Source organism: Polaromonas sp. P1_E12, from assembly GCF_056405975.1.
In genome coordinates, this window is record NZ_JBFUBB010000003.1 from 288,073 (window position 1) to 302,307 (window position 14,235).

Here is a 14,235-nt window from a genome sequence, read left to right on the forward strand (position 1 = left end):
GATCTCGCACGGGCAGTACCTGATACGGCTGCCTGGATTTTAAAAAAGGAAACACTATGCGCCACGGACACGGATTACGTAAACTCAACCGCACCAGCGAGCACCGCCTCGCCATGTTGCGCAACATGATGAACTCGCTGCTGCAGCACGAAGTCATCAAGACCACCCTGCCCAAGGCCAAGGAATTGCGCCGCGTGGTCGAACCCATGATCACCCTTGGTAAAGAACCTACTCTGGCCAACAAGCGCTTGGCATTTGATCGCCTGCGTGACCGCGATATGGTCGTCAAGCTGTTCGCAGAGATCGGCCCACGCTACAAGGCACGTCCCGGCGGCTACACCCGCATTCTGAAGATGGGCTTCCGCGTTGGTGACAATGCGCCCATGGCACTGGTTGAACTGGTGGATCGTCCTGAAGTGTCAGAAGACACTACAGCTGACACGGCCAAGGCAGAGTAAGCTACAATACATACATACCGCGCGGTGGAGCAGCCTGGTAGCTCGTTGGGCTCATAACCCAAAGGTCGTAAGTTCAAATCTTGCCCGCGCAACCAACAAGTTAGCCTCTCGAGGCCAACAGCAAAACGCCTGCATCAAGCAGGCGTTTTGCTTTCCGGCTTACATCGGCGTTCAGCGATTCTGCTGCCAGTGACGTCGCCGGCAGTCATTGCTTGCAGCAGGCCTGTATAGCTGTTGCTCAGTCCGGCACAACCGCCGTCACTTCAATTTCCACCTGGGCGCGGTCTTCAACCAGGCCCGCAACCTCGACACATGTCATGGCCGGAAAATTCTTTCCCATGACTTCGCGGTAGACAGCACCCAGTTCCTTGAGCCTGGCCACGTACTCGACACGATCCAACACATACCAGGTCATGCGGACCATATGCTCGGGTCCGGCGCCACCGGCCTTCAGCACGGCCGCAATGTTCAGCAGCGCCTGGCGCGTCTGCGCGATGAAATCGTCGCTCTCGAACTGTTGCTGTGCATTCCAGCCAATCTGGCCGCCCACAAAAAGCAAGGCGCCGCGTGCAAGGATGCCGTTGGCATAACCTTTGGGCTCGGCCCAGCCGGGCGGTTGTAGTTTCTTGATCATGAGCTTCCTGAGGATGTTTTCAAATAAGGTAACAGGGCGCTGCGCATTCGTTCGGGAAGCGGCAGGGGTTTGCCATTGGGGAGCTCTGAATAGACCACCACGCCATGCGCTTTCAGCTTGATGACTTCGGCGCCGTCTGGCGAGGCTGGGCTGCCATGAATCTCGTATTGCATACCCATGCTCGCGTTACCCAGGCGAGTCAGTTCCAGCGTGATTGTCAGCGGGTCGCCATGACGGCACATACCGAGAAATTCGACCTTCAGATCCACAATCGGCACGCCTGTGCCACCGGCAATCAGAACATGTTCGGGAAAGCCGATGTGCGCCAGGAAATCCTCTTGCACCTCATGCAACAGATAGAGAAACTGCGGGTAAAAAACGATGCCGGCCGGATCGCAATGGTGAAACCTGACGAGCTTTTGCGCGGTGAATTTCATGATTCGCGCAGCTTGAAGCGTTGCAGCTTGCCGGTTTCGGTGCGCGGCAGTTTGGTCACGAATTCGATCTGACGGGGATATTTGAAAGGCGCAAGCGCCGCCTTGACGTGGTCTTGCAGGGCCTTTGCCATGGCGTCATTTGCTGCCTGGTCAGGCTTGAGCACAACAAAGGCCTTGACGACCATCCCCCGGTCGTCGTCGGGCAAGCCCACAACACCGCATTCAGCCACGGCAGGGTGCTTGAGCAGGGCATCTTCCACCTCAGGGCCCGCCACGTTGTAGCCCGCGGTAATGATCATGTCGTCGGCGCGCGCCTGGTAGAAGAAATAACCGTCGGCGTCCTGCATGAAGGCGTCGCCCGGGTAGTTCCAGCCGTCCTTCACATAGTTGCCCTGGCGCGCATCATCGAGGTAGCGGCAGCCGGTCGGGCCCACCACAGCCAGCTTGCCTATGGTGCCGCGCGGCACTTCCGCGCCGGTGTCGTCCACCACCCTGGCGGTGTAGCCTGGCACCACCTTGCCGATGGCGCCGCGGCGCACGTCGGCGCCGGCTGCGGAGATAAAGATGTGGAACATCTCGGTCGCGCCTATACCGTCGATCATCTCAATGCCGGTAGCGTCCTTCCATAGCTGCCGCGTGGCGTCAGGCAGGCTCTCGCCGGCACTCACGCACATCCGCAAGCCGGGCACGCCGTGCTGTTTGGCGAACGCAGCCATCTGCCGGTAAAACGTCGGTGCCGTGTAGCAGACCGTTGCGCCGACCTGGTTGATCAGCTTGACCATCGCTTCTGGCGTATAGGCAATGGAGGGGTAGTAAACAGAGGCACCGGCCCACATCGGGAAAATCAGCATGCCGCCCAGGCCGAAGGTGAAGGCCAGCGGCGGCGAGCCGATGACGATGTCGTCCGGCCTTGCCTTGAGCACGTGGCGCGGCCAGGCCTCGCAGGCCGCCAGCACGTCGCGGTGCGTGTGCACCGCGGCTTTGGGTTTTCCCGTGGTGCCCGAGGTGAAGGCCATCAAGGCGATGTCGTCGGCGGCTACCGGGCAGGTTGTGAATTTGCCGTTCTTCTGCGCCGACAGAACCGCGAGCGAGCCCGCTGCATCCATGAGGTTGAAGGGCACGATGATGGGCAGCGTATCGCATTGCGCCTGCGCCGTCTGCAATTCCTCCAGCAGGCCGGCATCACACAAAGCCAGCGCGGGCCTGGCTTTCTCAATGATCTCGCCCAGCTCCTTGGCGCGCAGCAGCGGCATGGTCGCCACCGCCACCAGCCCGGCCTGCACCACGCCCAGCCAGGCCAGTGCCATGCCGATCGAGTTGCCGCCGCGCAGCAACACCCGGTTGCCGGGCTTCAGGCCGAAGTTTTCCGTCAGCACCTGCGCGATGCGGTTTACGCGATCCAGCGCATCTGCATAGCTCAGAGTGATCTTGTCCGAGCGCAGCAGCGGCTTGCCCGCGCGTCCCTCCCGAAACGCCTTGTCGAACAGGGCCTGCACCAGGTTGGCCTGCGCCGGTATGCACAGCTCGGGCAGTGCGTACACCATGCGCGGAAGCTGTTCGTACGGTGGCAAACGGTCGTGTACAAAGCGGTCCGTCTGTGCGGACGGTACCGCGGCAACGCTTTCGATGGAGTCGGAGACGAAGGTGCTCATGATTGCAATACGGCCTTTCCAATGATGAGTTGCTGCACTTCAGTCGCGCCTTCGTAAATGCGCAACGAGCGTATGTCGCGGTACAGGCTCTCCACCTTGGTGCCAACCTTCACGCCCAGGCCGCCATGCATCTGCAGCGCCATGTCGATGACCTTCTGGGCGTTCTCGGTGGCCGTCATCTTGGCCATGGCCGCTTCGGCAGTGATGCGCGCACCGCTGCCCAGGCGTTCGCTTTCGTCGCGCATCCATGCGGCGCGATAGGTCAACAGCGCGGCCGCATCGATCAGCGCTGCCATCTCGCCGAGCTTGGCCTGCGTGAGCTGGAAGTCGGCCAGCGTCTGGCCGAACATCTTGCGTTCCTTCGAGAAATGCACTGCCTCGGCCAGGGCACGGCGCGCCATGCCCAGCGCGGCAGCGGCCACGGAGGCGCGGAAGATGTCCAGCGTCTGCATCGCCAGCTTGAACCCGCCGTGCAGCGTGCCCAGCTGCGCTTCCCGCGACAGCTTGCAATGCGCAAACTTCAGCGTGGCCAGCGGGTGCGGCGCCATCACTGCGATGTGTTCACTGCTGTCCAGGCCTTTGCTTGTGGCGTCGACGATGAAAGCCGTGATACCGCGCGTTCCGCCCTGCGGATCCGTCTTGGCGAAGGTGACGTAAAAATCCGCGATGCCGCCGTTGCTGATCCAGGTCTTGCTGCCGTTCAAGGCCCAGCCGTCGCCCGTGTCTGTGGCGGAGGTCACCATGGCACCGGCGTCCGAGCCAGCGTCGGGTTCGCTCAAGGCGAAGGCCGCGATCTTCTTGCCGCTGGCCACCTGCGGCAGGTAGGCAGCCTGCTGCGCCGGTGTGCCCGCCAGTGTGATGGCGCCGCTGCCCAGTCCCTGCATCGCAAACGCGAAATCGGCCAGTGGCGAATGAAAGGCCAGCGTCTCGCGCAGGATGACAAGCGCGCGGGAGTCCAGCTTTTCCAGTGCGCCGCCCAGGGTGCCGTCCTTACCCGCCGGTACGCAATAGCGCAGCCAGCCGTTGGCACCCAGCAGGCTCACCCACTCCTTGCAGGCCCGGCGGTCATCGCTTTCGTCGATGTGCTGCTGCGGCATCCAGTCGGCCAGGCGCTGCGCCAGGTCGCGGTGAACCTCGTCAAAAAAAGGCAGCGCCAAGTGGGCGGTGGTCGATCTCATGCGTGATCCTTGTCGTCCTGCCGCGCTCAGTCGCCGCGGAACACTGGTTTCTGTTTGGCTGAAAAGGCCTCGTACGCCCGTGTGAAGTCTTGCGTCTGCATGCAGATGGCCTGGGCCTGCGCTTCGGCTTCTATGGCCTGATCCAGCGTCATGGCCCATTCCTGGTGCAGCATGGTTTTGGTCATGCCGTGCGCAAAGGTCGGGCCGTCGGCCAGCTCTTGCGCCAGCTTTTGCGCCTGCGCCAGCACATCTTGCGGCTCGTGCAGCGCGTTGAAGAAGCCCCACTGCAAGCCTTCCTGCGCGCTCATGGATCTGCCGGTAAACAGCAGTTCCGATGCGCGCCCCTGTCCGATCAGGCGCGGCAGCAACGCGCAGGCCCCCATGTCGGCACCGGCCAGCCCCACGCGCGTGAAGAGGAACGCCGTCTTGGCCTGGGCCGTGCCCAGGCGCATGTCGGCGGCCAGCGCCATCATGGCACCGGCGCCGGCGCAGATACCGTCAATCGCCGCGATGATGGGCTGGGGGCACAGGCGCATGGCCTTGATCAGGTCGCCCGTCATGCGCGTGAACTCCAGCAGTTCGGGCATGGTCATTTTTGTCAGTGGGCCGATGATCTCGTGCACATCGCCGCCCGAACAGAAGTTGCCGCCGGCACCAGTGATGACCACCGCCTTCACGTCGGTGGCAGTATTCAGCGTGCGGAACAGATCGCGCAGCTCGGCGTAGGAGTCGAAGGTCAGCGGGTTCTTGCGCTCGGGCCGGTTCAGCGTCAGCGTCGCGACGCCGGCGTCGAAGGCATAAGCGAAATGCTCCGCCTGGTGATGGGCCAGCGCATCAAACTGCGCATGCATGGGGTTGGCCAGGCCGATGTAGTGTTTCATGTCGTTTCCAGTTTGCTGTCGGTCAGCAGGGCGTTGTGGTGTTGTTTGACCTTGCCCAGCAGTTTGTGCAGGGACTCCACCTCGCGTGGTGACAAAGCCTCAAAGGCCGCGACGATCCAGGCTTCATGCTCGTTTGCCATTTCGTCGAACAGCTTTCGTCCTCGGGGGGTCAGGCGCACGCGGTAGGCCCGGCGGTCGCCCTCCACGTCCACACGCTCCACCAGTCCTTCGTTCACCAGCTGGTCGGTAATGCCCGTCACGTTGCCGCCGGTCACCATCATGCGGCGCGACAGCTCGTTCATCTTCAGCCCTTCCGGGCTGCGCTCAAGTTGCGCCATCAGGTCAAAGCGCGGCAAGGTGGTGTCGAACTGCTCGCGCAATTGGGTACGCACCTGCTTCTCGACCAGCTGCGTGCAGGTCAGCATGCGCAGCCAGAGCCGCAAGGCCTCGGGGTGTTCGCTGTGCCCTCTTGCTTCCATGTCCATGGCTTGTCTCCTTGATGGTGTAATTCGTTGGCGCTATCTATTTGATAGCTGCTTGCGCCCGTTCTTCCTGGGCTACAAGCTCTTTTTTCTTTGAGAGTTCACGGTAGAGCTGGTCGCGCCCGCTCAGGTAGGGCAGAGGCCAGTCCACATGCCGGCTTTGCAGCCTGGCGGCCTCGTGCAGCGTCCAGGCGGGGTCAGCCAGGTGCGGCCGGGCAATGGCGCACAGGTCGGCACGGCCGGCGGCGATGATGCTGTTGACATGGTCGACTTCCGAGATCGCGCCCACGGCGATGGTCTTTATGCCCACCTCGTTGCGGATGCGGTCGGCAAACGGCGTCTGGTACATGCGGCCGTAAACCGGCCTGGCCGCGCGCGTGGTCTGGCCCGACGAGACGTCGATGAAGTCGCACCCTGCTGACTTGAACATCCGGGCGATGGCCACAGCGTCATCCGCCGTGTTACCGCCCGGCGCCCAGTCGTGCGCCGAAATGCGCACGCTCATCGGCAGATGCGCCGGCCACACTTCACGCATGGCGGCAAACACTTCCAGCGGAAAGCGGCAGCGGTTTTCCAGGCTGCCGCCGTAGTCGTCCGTGCGCTGGTTGGTCAGCGGCGTGATAAAGCTCGACAGCAGGTAGCCGTGCGCGCAATGCAGTTCCAGCCAGTCAAAGCCCGCTTCGGCTGCGTAATGCGTGGACTGCACGAACTCCGCCTTGACGCGGTCCATGTCGGCGCGCGTCATGGCTTTCGGCACCTGGTTGGTGGGGCCGTAAGCCACGGCGCTGGCCGCCAGCAGCGGCCAGTTGCCGGTGGCGAGCGGCTCATCGGGTTGCTCCCAGCCGACTTGTGTCGAGCCCTTGGGGCCGCTGTGGCCGAGCTGCATGCCAATCCTGGCGCCAGCGCCCGAGGCGTGCACAAAATCCACGATGCGTTTGAACGCCTTGGCTTGCGTCTCGTTCCAGAGGCCCGGGCAGCCGGGGGTGATGCGGCCCTCTGCGCATGGCGCGGTCATTTCCACAAACACCAGTGCAGCGCCGCCCAGCGCGCGTGCGCCAAGGTGCACCAGATGGAAGTCCTGCGGCACGCCGTCTACCGCGCTGTAGGTAGCCATGGGAGAAACGACGATGCGGTTCTTCAGATTCAGTTCGCGGGTCTTCAAAGGCAGCAGCATGGGCGGCGGCGCATGCGGTGCGCTGCTTTTAGCCAACCATTGCTCATAGCCCTGCAGCCAGGCGGCATCGCGCACACGCAGGTTCTCGTGGCTGATGCGCTGCGAGCGTGTGAGCAGCGAATAAAAGAACTGCTCGGCTTCCATGCCGCTGTAGCGGTCCACATTCTCGAACCACTCGGTCGAGTTGCGCGCCGCGTTTTGTATCTTCAGCACCTCGACCGAGCGCAGCGCTTCATAAGCCTGCAGCGCCGCGGTGGCATCACCGTGCTGGGCAAAGCAGTTGGTCAGCTCAATCGCGTCTTCCAGTGCCAGCTTGGTCCCGCTGCCAATCGAGAAATGCGCCGTGTGCGCCGCATCGCCCATCAACACAATCGGCACCTGCTTGCCATTGATGGCGACCTCATGTACCCATCGCTCGCATACCACACGCGGGAAACGTATCCAGATGGCCGAGCCGCGCACGTGCGTCGCGTTGTTCATCAGCGGGTTGCCGTCCAGGTATTTGGCAAACAGACGTTCACAAAATGCGATGCCGTCTTCCTGGCTCATCTGGTCCAGGCCGTGCGCCTTCCACACGGCCTCGGGTGTCTCGACGATAAAGGTCGAAGTGTTCTCGTCAAACTTGTAGGCATGCGCGGCGAACCAGCCATGCTCAGTCTGCTCGAAGGCAAAGGTGAAGGCGTCGAACGTCTTGTGCGTGCCCAGCCAGACAAAACGGCAGGCGCGCAGCTCCACGTCGGGCTTGAAGGTCTCCGCATACCGGTTGCGGATGCGGCTGTTCAGACCGTCGCTGGCGATCACCACGTCGGCGTTGTATTGCGCAGCGATAGCCTGGTCGTCCTGCACGTCGGTTTCGAACACCAGGTCCACGCCTAGCGCGATGCAGCGCTCCTGCAGGATGTTGAGCAGACGCTTGCGGCCGATGCCGCAAAAACCGTGGCCGCCGGAGCGCACCGAGCGCCCCTTGAAAAACACCTCCACGTCATCCCAGTGGTTGAAAGCGTCGCCGATCAGTTGCGCGCTGACCGGGTCGGCCACGCGCAGGTTGCCCAGCGTCTGGTCCGACAGCACCACGCCCCAGCCGAAGGTGTCAAAAGGCCGGTTGCGCTCGACCACCGTCACCTGATGCGCCGGGTTTTGCAGCTTCATCAGCAGGGCGAAATACAAGCCTGCGGGACCACCGCCCAGGCAAAGAATGTGCATGAATGCGTACTCTCTGGATTAATTTGACCTTAATTGTTTAGGTTTAAACTAAATCCGTCAAGCGGGTTTTCCGGTGTTTTCCGCAACACCGGAAAACGGGTGTTACTGCAGCGGGTAGAGGCCGCGGGGGTATTTACGGCTGCCGCACCAACCGCATATCAGGGTGCCTGAAAGCCAGCTGCCCGGTAAGTGAGCACCAGCGTATCCCGAAAACCGCCGCCGGTCCGATCGTCTGCCGGCAGTATGGGCGTGGTTTCGTGAATCACCCGTGCGTCGTCCAGCAGCAGCGCTGTCAGCGGCTCCTGCATCACAAAACGCACGCCGTGCGGGCCGTTGGCGTCAAACACCCGGGTCTCGCCGCCCTTCACGCCGTGGCGCCCCACCATCATCACCACCACAAAGTCCACGCCGTCGCGGTGTGCGCCTTCCGGCGTGGGCCGGCCTACGCCGCCCGCGGTGTCGATGCGGAACTGGTGCGCTTCAATATGCCAGCGCCCGGCGGGCTGTACTTGCGCAAACAGCTTGCCCAGGTTGGCCAGCAGGTCCGTCCACGCCTGGGCTGTAGCTACCGCTGGCTCGACCGGGTCGAACCAGCGCTCGAAGCCGCCGTGCAGGGCGTTGTAATCGGTGGGTTGCCAGTGGGCGCGATGCGGGGTTTGCGTGAGCGTGCCTGTGGCCAGTTCCTGGACGAAGCAGGAATGGCGGCGCTTGCGGTAGTGGCCGCCGTCCTTCAGATGGGCGTCAGGCGGCAAGCGGTTCCAGGAGTCTGTCAGCGCCTGCCAGCCTGATGTCCATGCCGGCGTCGGCAGTTCCAGCGTGGCCGTCAGCTCGGCAGGGTTGAGCAGGCTCAGCCCATCCTGGCTGAGAGCCTGGCGAGCCGACTTGGGGACAGTGGCGATATTGAACATGGGCCCTATTTTGCTTGAGCCGCGCGGCCGGCCCGGCGGCCGCAGCCGGAACCCCGAGGCCGCAACAGGTGAAACCTGCCTACATACACGCGTCCGAAAACTTTCCATAATGGCCTGTCTGTCCAACTAGAGGAGCATCCATGCTTTACAAATTCAAATCAAAAGACGCCGGCGATGTGATCATGCTCGAAGCCAACGGCCGCAAGGTCCTCGAAATCATCGGCAAAGACCCCGCCCCCAAAGGCATCATCCTGCCCGAGCAAATGCCCGCCGCGATAGCCGCCCTGCAGGCAGCGATCGCGCATGAAGAAGCCCACGACGCCAATGCCGAAGACGGCGTCGTCCCAGGCGACGGCCTGGGCCTGCGCCAGCGCGCCGTGCCTTTTATTGACATGCTGCAGCGCAACCTGAAGTCGGGGCATGAGGTGGTTTGGGGCGTTTAGGCTCAGCAGGGCCAGCGGTCGCGCCGAGCCATATTAAAAAAGCCCTGGTGACAGGGCTTTTTGCGTGGTGAGTTGATATGCACTCAGTCCACCTTCGCCCCCGAAGCCTTCACCACCTGCGCCCACTTCTTGTGTTCGGCGTTAATAAAAGCCGTGAACTGTGCCGGCGTATTGCCGCTCGGAATCGCACCCTGGGCCAGCAGTTTTTCTTTCATCGCAGGCGTGCCCAGCGCCTTGGCGGTTTCCTGCTGGATGCGATTCACGATGTCGGGCGGCGTGCCGGCGGGGGCAAGCAGGCCGAACCAGGAGCTCGCGTCGAAACCTTTCATGGCCGGGCCGCCGGCCTGTTCTATGGTGGGGACGTCAGGCAGGGCGGCTGAGCGTTCTGAGCTCGTCACGGCCAGGGCTTTGAGCTTGCCGGACTTGATGAGCTGCATGGAAGACGGCAGGTTGTCGAACATCACATCCATGTCGCCACCCACAAGCGCCAGCAGTGCCGGGCCGGAGCCGCTATAGGGGAAATGGGTCATGTAAGTGCCGCTCATGGTCTTGAACAGTTCACCCGCCAGGTGGATGGACGTGCCGTTGCCGCTGGAGGCCATGTTGAAAGTGCCGGGCTTGGCTTTGGCCGCGCGTATGAAGTCCGTGACATTGTTGATGCCGGCGGCTTTCGCCTTTTCGGTATTCACCACCATCACGTTGGGTACGCCCGCGACCAGCGTGATGGGCGCGAAGTCCTTTTGCGGGTCGTAGGCCATCTTGCTGTACAGCGACTTGTTGATGCCATGCGTGCCCACGGTGCCCATCAGCAGGGTGTAGCCGTCAGGTGTGGATTTGGCGACCACGTCTGCGCCAATGTTGCCGCCGGCACCGGCACGGTTCTCAACCACAAAGGGCTGGCCGAATGCCTTGGAGAGTTCAGGTGCCATGGCGCGGGCCAGGATGTCGGTGGTGCCGCCTGGCGCGAAGGGCACGACGATTTTGACGGGCCTGGTGGGCCAGCTGGCGCTTTGCGCCCAGGCGGAGGGCGTGGCCATAAAGGTGGCGACGGCGGTCAGCGCGGTGGCCAGGAAAGCGCCGTAGCGACGGGAAAGAAAGGGCTTGCTGTTGTTGTTCAAGAGGGGCTCCAGGGATGGCCGGCGCGGCCGGGGGTCACATGAAGATAGCGTGCGTGGGTCCATGCTTCAAGAGGGTTTCAACCCAGCCACCCAAAAAAAGAAAAGCCGCCCGGCGTGAACCGGGCGGCTGGCAATCAAACGGTCAACGGATCAGTCGGCGAACTTGCCGGCGGCGTCGATCACGGGCTTGAGCTTGTTGATCTCGGCCGATACAAAAGCCTTGTGGGCGGCAGGTTCGACGCGCTTGTCGGTCACCACCACGGCGCCAAGGCCTTCCTGCTTCTTGATGAAGTCGGGGTCTTTGAGCGCCACTTTCAGGGCGTTGTTGAGCTGGGTCATCACGGCCGGCGGCGTTCCCTTGGGGGCGTACATGCCATGCCAGATCGTCAGGTCGAAGTTTTTGAGGCCCATTTCCTGCAGCGTCGGGTAGTCCTTGAGCAGCTTGTTGTTCTTCAGCGGTTTGGCGGTCGTGACCGCAAACGCCTTGACGCGGCCGGCTTCAATCTGGCCGGTGGTGTTGGTGGTCTGGTCACACATCATGTCGACCTGTCCGCCCACCAGTGCATTCATGGCTGGTGCTGTACCGCCGAAGGGGATGGTGGTCATCGCGTCCTTGGCGTTGATGGCTGCCTGCCACATCAGGCCACAGAGGTGCGATGCGGAACCCAGGCCGGCATGGGCGATGTTGAGTTTGCCGGCATTGGCGCGAATGTAGTTCTCGAAATCGCGGTAGTTGTTGGCCGGCAGCTGCGGTTTGCCGATGATGGTCATCGGTACTTCGTTGATCATGCCCAGGAACTCGAAGTCGTCCAGCACCTTGTAGGGCAGCTTGCGGTACAGGGCCGGCGCAGCCGCCATGCCGATGTGGTGCACCAGCAAGGTGTGGCCATCGGGCGTTGCGCGGGCTACCTTGGCCGCACCGATGGTGCCGCCGGCGCCGTTGACGTTTTCCACCACGAAGTTGGCACTGCCGCCCATGGCTTTGCGCATGGCTTCGGCCAGGTCGCGTGCCACACGGTCGGTTGGGCCGCCGGCCGCGAATGGGACCACCAGAGTGACTGGCTTGGAGCCGGGGAAGGCGGGGGCTTGCGCGTGGGCTGCAAACATGGCCGTTGCAGCAGCGGCGAGGACTAACAGGCGTTTCATGAGCGTCTCCTTGTGATGAACGCGCCAAGTTTACGGTCCGCTTACTGCGCAAACATCGCGGGAACTACGTAAGGGCTAGCCCCCGGTCGCTTTGCGGGCAGCGCGCAACCCCGGGCTTTGGGAGTTCAGGCCAGCAGGGGCTGCGGGACTGGCTTCGCCAGACCGCAGGCGCAGCGACAAGCTGGGGGCTCTACTTGTAACTACGTGCATCCTCAATAACCTTTCCGTCGTTGGGGAGACTTCCCGGCGCCATTAGCTGGACCGTTCCACGCAGTTTGGTGACGTCACGGATGGCGTCGCCGATACGCTGGTCCAGGCCATCCGGGGCGGAAGCGGTTTCTACCTGGAAATGCATGTTGTCGCTCGCCATCTCTCCGCTGACGACCAGCCTGGCCTTGATCACTTCCGGAAAGCGCCGGGCAATGTCAGCGACCTGTCCGGGGTGTACAAACATCCCGCGGACCTTGACGGTCTGGTCGGCTCTTCCCATCCAGCCCTTGATGCGCGCATTGGTGCGTCCCGTGGGGCAGGTGCCCGCCAGGATGGCGGAAAGGTCGCCCGTACCAAAGCGAATCAGCGGATAGCCGGGATTGAGGGTCGTGACCACCAGTTCCCCCACTTCACCCTCAGCCACCGGGTCGCCCGTTCCCGGACGAACGATTTCCACGATCACGCCCTCATCCAGCACCAGGCCTTCCCGCGCTTCGGTTTCATAGGCAATCAGGCCCAGGTCGGCCGAGGCATAGCACTGGTAGCCCGCAATGCCGCGCTCACCCAGCCAGTCGCGCAGGCTGGGGGGAAACGCCTCGCCTGAAACCAGTGCCCGCGTCACGGTCGGCAGTTCCACCTTCATTTCGGCGGCCTTCTCCATGATGATTTTCAGGAAGCTTGGTGTGCCGATGTAGCCGGCCGGCCTGAGTTCCGCCATGGCGTGTACCTGCTGCTCCGTCTGGCCGGTGCCACCCGGGAACACGGTGCAACCGAGGGCATGCGCGCCGGTTTCCATCATGGAGCCCGCCGGCACAAAGTGGTAGCTGAAACTGTTGTGAATCAGCTGGCCGGCGCGAAAGCCGGCGGCATACAAGGCCCTAGCCATGCGCCAGTAGTCCTTGCGCTTGCCGCCGGGCTCGTAAATGGTGCCAGGGCTGGCAAAAACATGGGGCATATGCGCGCCGTAGCGCAAGGCGCTGAAACCGCCAAATGCATTGCCACTGCCACCGGGCGCGCGCTCGGCCTGCTGGCGCTCAAGCAACTCATGCTTGCGCGTGACGGGCAATTGCGCCAGTTCCGCACGTGATGTGATGGCCTGGGCGTCAACGTCTTTAAGGATGGCTGTGAATGCGGGGGCCCGGGTCTTGGCATGGGCAATCTGCTGCGGCAAGGCGGTCAGCAGCGCCGCCTCGCGTTCCGCAGGGCTTCGCACTTCCAGTGAGTCGTAATGTGTGGTCATATTTGGAGAAAACCTGGGCAAGGAGAGGTCTTAAACCAGCCGGGGCCGCGGAACCGGCTTAGCCGGGCCGCAGGCGCAGCGGCCCCCTCGGGGGGCAGCGCAGTACACGAAGTGACAAGCGTGGGGGCCATTCAGGCCAGCCACCGTTTGCGGCGCTTGTAGCTCTTCACATCCTTGAAGCTCTTGCGCTCGCCGCCGCCCACGCCAAGGTAGAACTCCTTGACATCCTCGTTATTGGCCAGGTCGCTGGCCGCGCCATCCATCACCACGCGGCCGCTTTCCATGATGTAGCCGTAGTCGGCATATTTGAGTGCCATGTTGGTGTTCTGCTCGGCCAGCAGGAAGGTGACCTGCTCCTTCTGGTTCAGGTCCTTCACGATGTTGAAGACTTCTTCGACGATCTGCGGCGCCAGGCCCATGGAGGGCTCGTCCAGCAGCACCATGGAAGGGCTGGCCATGAGCGCACGGCCGATGGCGCACATCTGCTGCTCACCGCCAGACGTATAAGCCGCCTGCGAGGTGCGCCGGGTTTTCAGGCGCGGGAAATAGTTGTAGACCTTCTCCAGGTTGGCCGCCACTTCGGCCTTGCTGCTGCGCGTGTAGGCGCCGGTCAGCAGGTTTTCCTCGATGGTCAGGTGGGCAAAGCAGTGCCGCCCTTCCATCACCTGCACCACGCCGCGTTGCACCAGGTCGGCCGGCGAGAGGTTTTCAATGCGCTCGCCGCGCAGCTCAATGGAGCCTTTGGTGACTTCGCCGCGCTCACCCCTGAGCAGATTGGAAATCGCGCGCAGTGTGGTGGTCTTGCCCGCGCCGTTGCCGCCCAGGATGGCCACGATGCGGCCCTGCGGGACTTGCAGCGAGACGCCCTTGAGCACCAGGATCACGTGGTTGTAGATAACCTCGATGCCGTTGACATTGAGAACGATGTTAGGTGTGTCCATATTTTTTCCTGACCAATTGGAAGACCTGCGTGCAGGCCTTCCAATTGGCGGCTCGCGAGAGCCGCACCCCTCCCGCCTGGCGGAAGGATTTCAAGGCAAGGGCACCGTGGATCCGGCTTTGCCGGTCCAC

Annotated in this window: 14 protein-coding genes and 1 tRNA gene; 3 read left to right on the forward strand and 12 right to left on the reverse strand. The window is 62.7% G+C overall.

Annotated elements, in window-relative coordinates; translation table 11 throughout:
• Window positions 1–56 precede the first annotated feature (56 nt).
• Window positions 57–458, forward strand: a complete 402-nt coding sequence (rplQ, locus tag AC1D13_RS11245; RefSeq protein WP_122954335.1) for a 50S ribosomal protein L17 — start codon at window positions 57–59, stop codon at window positions 456–458.
• Between the two features lie 18 nt (window positions 459–476).
• A tRNA-Met gene (locus tag AC1D13_RS11250) sits at window positions 477–553 on the forward strand.
• Between the two features lie 143 nt (window positions 554–696).
• Here the strand turns inward: AC1D13_RS11250 and AC1D13_RS11255 are convergent.
• From AC1D13_RS11255 to AC1D13_RS11290, 8 genes are all read right to left on the reverse strand, one after another.
• The gene (locus AC1D13_RS11255) at window positions 697–1,092 is read right to left on the reverse strand and encodes a RidA family protein (protein ID WP_457281391.1); all 396 of its coding nucleotides are present in this window, start codon (window positions 1,090–1,092) and stop codon (window positions 697–699) included.
• Window positions 1,089–1,529: an acyl-CoA thioesterase gene (locus AC1D13_RS11260; protein WP_457281390.1), complete on the reverse strand. Its 441-nt coding sequence runs from the start codon at window positions 1,527–1,529 to the stop codon at window positions 1,089–1,091. Before AC1D13_RS11260 ends, AC1D13_RS11255 begins: the two co-directional genes overlap by 4 nt.
• Entirely contained in the window at window positions 1,526–3,181 is a 1,656-nt protein-coding gene (locus AC1D13_RS11265) for a benzoate-CoA ligase family protein (RefSeq protein WP_477689541.1), read from the reverse strand. Before AC1D13_RS11265 ends, AC1D13_RS11260 begins: the two co-directional genes overlap by 4 nt.
• Window positions 3,178–4,359, reverse strand: coding sequence for an acyl-CoA dehydrogenase family protein (locus tag AC1D13_RS11270; RefSeq protein ID WP_477689542.1), 1,182 nt, complete (start codon window positions 4,357–4,359; stop codon window positions 3,178–3,180). The genes AC1D13_RS11265 and AC1D13_RS11270 overlap by 4 nt, the downstream gene beginning before the upstream one ends.
• A gap of 26 nt (window positions 4,360–4,385) precedes the next feature.
• Window positions 4,386–5,240: an enoyl-CoA hydratase family protein gene (locus AC1D13_RS11275; protein ID WP_477666479.1), complete on the reverse strand. Its 855-nt coding sequence runs from the start codon at window positions 5,238–5,240 to the stop codon at window positions 4,386–4,388.
• Complete coding sequence (locus AC1D13_RS11280; RefSeq protein WP_477666480.1) at window positions 5,237–5,725, reverse strand: MarR family winged helix-turn-helix transcriptional regulator; 489 nt, start codon at window positions 5,723–5,725, stop codon at window positions 5,237–5,239. Before AC1D13_RS11280 ends, AC1D13_RS11275 begins: the two co-directional genes overlap by 4 nt.
• A 37-nt stretch (window positions 5,726–5,762) precedes the next feature.
• Complete coding sequence (locus AC1D13_RS11285; protein ID WP_457281385.1) at window positions 5,763–8,099, reverse strand: bifunctional salicylyl-CoA 5-hydroxylase/oxidoreductase; 2,337 nt, start codon at window positions 8,097–8,099, stop codon at window positions 5,763–5,765.
• A gap of 158 nt (window positions 8,100–8,257) precedes the next feature.
• Window positions 8,258–9,007 (reverse strand): 2OG-Fe dioxygenase family protein, encoded by a 750-nt coding sequence (locus AC1D13_RS11290; protein ID WP_457281384.1) that lies wholly within the window; start codon window positions 9,005–9,007, stop codon window positions 8,258–8,260.
• Window positions 9,008–9,147: 140 nt separating this feature from the next.
• Between AC1D13_RS11290 and AC1D13_RS11295 the strand changes: the two genes are divergently transcribed.
• Window positions 9,148–9,450 carry a DUF1840 domain-containing protein gene (locus AC1D13_RS11295; protein ID WP_436156923.1) on the forward strand — a complete coding sequence of 101 codons (303 nt, stop codon included), beginning with the start codon at window positions 9,148–9,150 and terminating at the stop codon, window positions 9,448–9,450.
• Window positions 9,451–9,533: 83 nt separating this feature from the next.
• Here AC1D13_RS11295 and AC1D13_RS11300 read toward each other — a convergent pair whose 3' ends face one another.
• The 4 genes from AC1D13_RS11300 to AC1D13_RS11315 all read right to left on the reverse strand — a co-directional run bounded on the left by AC1D13_RS11300 (window position 9,534) and on the right by AC1D13_RS11315 (window position 14,105).
• Window positions 9,534–10,487 carry a Bug family tripartite tricarboxylate transporter substrate binding protein gene (locus AC1D13_RS11300; protein WP_457281653.1) on the reverse strand — a complete coding sequence of 318 codons (954 nt, stop codon included), beginning with the start codon at window positions 10,485–10,487 and terminating at the stop codon, window positions 9,534–9,536.
• Window positions 10,488–10,718: 231 nt separating this feature from the next.
• Window positions 10,719–11,714, reverse strand: coding sequence for a tripartite tricarboxylate transporter substrate-binding protein (locus AC1D13_RS11305; RefSeq protein ID WP_457281383.1), 996 nt, complete (start codon window positions 11,712–11,714; stop codon window positions 10,719–10,721).
• A gap of 190 nt (window positions 11,715–11,904) precedes the next feature.
• Window positions 11,905–13,164, reverse strand: a complete 1,260-nt coding sequence (locus AC1D13_RS11310; RefSeq protein WP_457281382.1) for a phenylacetate--CoA ligase family protein — start codon at window positions 13,162–13,164, stop codon at window positions 11,905–11,907.
• A gap of 131 nt (window positions 13,165–13,295) precedes the next feature.
• A complete protein-coding gene (locus AC1D13_RS11315) occupies window positions 13,296–14,105 on the reverse strand; it encodes an ABC transporter ATP-binding protein (protein ID WP_457281381.1) in 810 nt (269 codons plus the stop codon).
• Between the last annotated feature and the right edge of the window lie 130 nt (window positions 14,106–14,235).